Annotated in this window: 3 protein-coding genes; all 3 read left to right on the top strand. The window is 73.8% G+C overall.

The features are described from left to right. Positions 1-2 precede the first annotated feature (2 nt). Positions 3-1,184 (top strand): MFS transporter, encoded by a 1,182-nt coding sequence (locus H5J29_RS27115; protein WP_181783834.1) that lies wholly within the window; start codon positions 3-5, stop codon positions 1,182-1,184. Between the two features lie 159 nt (positions 1,185-1,343). After that, a complete protein-coding gene (locus H5J29_RS27110) occupies positions 1,344-2,396 on the top strand; it encodes a tartrate dehydrogenase (RefSeq protein WP_181783833.1) in 1,053 nt (350 codons plus the stop codon). Between the two features lie 102 nt (positions 2,397-2,498). Beyond that, positions 2,499-3,060 (top strand): MFS transporter (locus H5J29_RS27105; protein WP_312858437.1); only part of this gene is annotated, 562 nt, incomplete at its 3' end.

Raw genomic sequence — 3,060 nt, 5'->3', positions numbered from 1 at the left:
CGGTGGCGGGCACGACGGCGGTACAGGACAAGCGGGCCCGCGTCGCCGTCGCCGCGGTGTTCCTCACCAACGGGGCGGTGTTCGCGAACCTGCTGCCGCGCTACCCGGAGATCAAGGACTCGCTGGGGCTGAGCAACGCGGCGCTCGGGGCCGCGATCGCCGCGTTCCCGCTCGGTGCGCTCCTGGCCGGTCTGACGGCGTCGGCGCTGGTCGGGCGGTTCCGCTCGTCCCGGGTGGCGAGCTTCGGCATGGTCGCCGTCGCGATCGGGATCCTGCTGGCCGGGCTCGCGCCGAACGTCGTGCTGCTCGCCGCGGCGCTGTTCCTGGCCGGGGCGTGCGACGCGGTGGTCGACGTCGCGCAGAACGCGCACGCCCTGCGCGTCCAACGCCGGTACGGCCGCTCGATCCTCAACTCGTTCCACGCCACGTGGAGCGCGGGATCGGTGCTCGGCGGGCTGATGGGCTCGGCCGCGGCGGGGCTCGCGCTGCCCCTGCCGATCCATCTCGGCGGGTCCGCGGTGCTGTTCATCGCCGTCGCGCTCGGCGCCTACCGGTTCCTGCTGCCGGGGCCGGAGGACTCCGAACGCGAGCCGGTCGCCACGCCGTTCCGCGTCCGGTCCCGGGCGGGTGGGAAGGCGCTGCTGGTCCTGCTGGTGCTGGGTGTGATCGCCTCGGCCGGAGCGCTGATCGAGGACTCCGGCGCCTCGTGGGGCGCGGTGTACCTGTCCGACAGCCTGGGCGCGGCGGCGGCCGTCGCCGGGCTCGGGTTCGTGGCGCTGCAGGCCCTCGAGTTCCTGGGCCGGGTGATCGGCGACCGGGTGGTCGACCGGTTCGGGCAGCGCGCCACGGCCCGCGGCGGAGCCGTGATCGTGGTGGTGGGGATGGGCCTGGCGCTGGCCTTCCCCTCGATCCCGCTCACGATCGTCGGGTTCGGGCTCGCCGGGTTCGGGGTGGCCACGCTCATCCCGGCCGCCATGCACGCCGCCGACGAGCTGCCCGGCCTCCCGGCGGGCGCGGGCCTGACCGTGGTCAGCTGGCTGCTGCGGATCGGGTTCCTGGTGTCGCCCCCGGTGGTCGGGCTGGTCGCGGACCTGACGAGCCTGCGCGTCGGGCTGCTGGTCGTCCCCCTGGCCGGCCTGGTGGTGATCGCGGGTGCGGGCGCCCTCCCCCGCCGCCGCCCCTGACCCGCGAGTCCCCCACTCTCGACGCGCGAGTCGGACACCACCGACGCGCGAGTCGGACCTCGGCCCGCGTCCGGGACCGACCCCGCCGCCACGATCGGCCGCCGCAGGTCCGCCCGCCGAGCCCGAGCGTCGACATCGGCGTGTGACAGCCTGGAGGACATGAGCACGTCCCACCGCATCGCCCTGATCCCCGGAGACGGCATCGGGCAGGAGGTGATCCCGCCCGCCACCGCGGTGCTCGACGCCGTCGGGCGGCGGCACGGGATCTCCTTCGGCTACGACTCCTTCGACTGGTCGTGCGAGCGGTACGCGACCGAGGGCGCGATGATGCCCGCCGACGGGCTCGCGCAGATCCAGGGGCACGACGCGATCCTGCTCGGCGCCGTCGGCTGGCCCGGTGTGCCGGACCACGTCTCGCTGTGGGGGCTGTTGATCCCCATCCGGCGGGCGTTCGCCCAGTACGTGAACCTCCGCCCCATCGCCGTGTTCGACGGCGTCCGGTCCCCCCTCGCCGAGGCCGCGGGGGTGGACTTCGTGGTCGTCCGGGAGAACTCGGAGGGCGAGTACTCCGAGATCGGCGGGCGGATGAACCGCGGGCTGCCCTCCGAGCTCGCGGTGCAGGAGGCCGTCTTCACCCGCGCGGGTGTGTCCCGGATCGCCGACTACGCGTTCGCCCTCGCCGAGACCCGCCGCAAGCACGTCACGTCCGCGACCAAGTCCAACGGCATCGTGCACACCATGCCGTTCTGGGACGAGGTCGTGGCCGAGCGCGCGGCCGCCCACCCCGGCGTCGAGCTCCGGACCGAGCACATCGACGCGCTGGCCGCGAAGCTGGTCCTGCAGCCGGGGAGCTTCGACGTGATCGTGGCGTCGAACCTGTTCGGGGACATCCTCTCCGACCTGGCCGCGGCCGTCGCCGGGTCGATCGGGATCGCCCCGTCCGGCAACCTGAACCCCGAGCGCGAGCACCCGTCGATGTTCGAGCCCGTGCACGGCTCCGCGCCGGACATCGCCGGCAAGGACCTCGCGAACCCGTTGGGCGCCATCTGGTCCGCCGCGATGATGCTCGAGCACCTGGGCCACCCGGAGGCCGCGGCGGAGATCACCCGGGCCATGCGCAGCCAACTGGCGGAGGGCAGCCGCACGAGGGACCTGGGCGGCACGGCGGGGACCGAGCGCTTCACCACCGAGCTCCTCGCCCGCCTCCCCTGACCGCATTATGGAGCCACAACTGTCGTTCCAGGGCCCGAGAACGACAGTTGTGGCTCCATAATGCGTTGAGCTGAACTCGGGTCGAGGTTGCAGACTGCTCTCGTGGCCTCTGTTCGTGACGACCTGTTCGGGCGGTCCCGGCGGTCGGTGACCGTCGGGATCCTGCTGCTGATCAGCCTCATCGCCTTCGAGCAGATGGGCGTCGGCACCGCGATGCCCGCGGTCGTCGCCGAGCTCGCACGGGTGGAGGACTACGCCTGGCCCTTCGTCGCCTTCATCGCGACGACGGTCGTCGGCACCGTCCTCGGCGGCCGGTGGTGCGACGCCCGGGGTCCCCGGCTCGTGCTGCTCGTCGCCCCGGCCGTGTTCGGGCTCGGGCTGCTGGTGGCGGGCACGGCAGGCACGTTCCCGCAGCTCCTCGCGGGCCGGCTGCTGCAGGGTCTCGGGGCGGGCGCCCAGGGCGTCGCGGTCTACGTGCTGATCGCCCAGGTCTACGCGGAGCGGTCCCGGCCCGCGGTGTTCGGCCTGGTGTCGTCCGCGTGGGTGGTGCCGTCGCTGGTCGGGCCGCCGGTGGCGGGGGTGCTCACCGAACGGCTGTCCTGGCACTGGGTGTTCCTGGGGCTGCTGCCGCTGGTCGCGCTCTACCGCGAGGACGAGGTGAACC

It is taken from the genome of Pseudonocardia pini (genome assembly GCF_013870575.1).
Lineage (GTDB): Bacteria > Actinomycetota > Actinomycetes > Mycobacteriales > Pseudonocardiaceae > Pseudonocardia > Pseudonocardia pini.
The sequence above is the reverse complement of the archived record's forward strand: the minus strand, read 5'-3'. Positions and strand labels throughout refer to the sequence as shown.

Coding starts and splice junctions, on each gene's coding strand:
- H5J29_RS27110 (WP_181783833.1), top strand. CDS start 1,344: ATGAGCACGTCCCACCGCATCGCCCTGATCCCCGGAGACGGCATCGGG.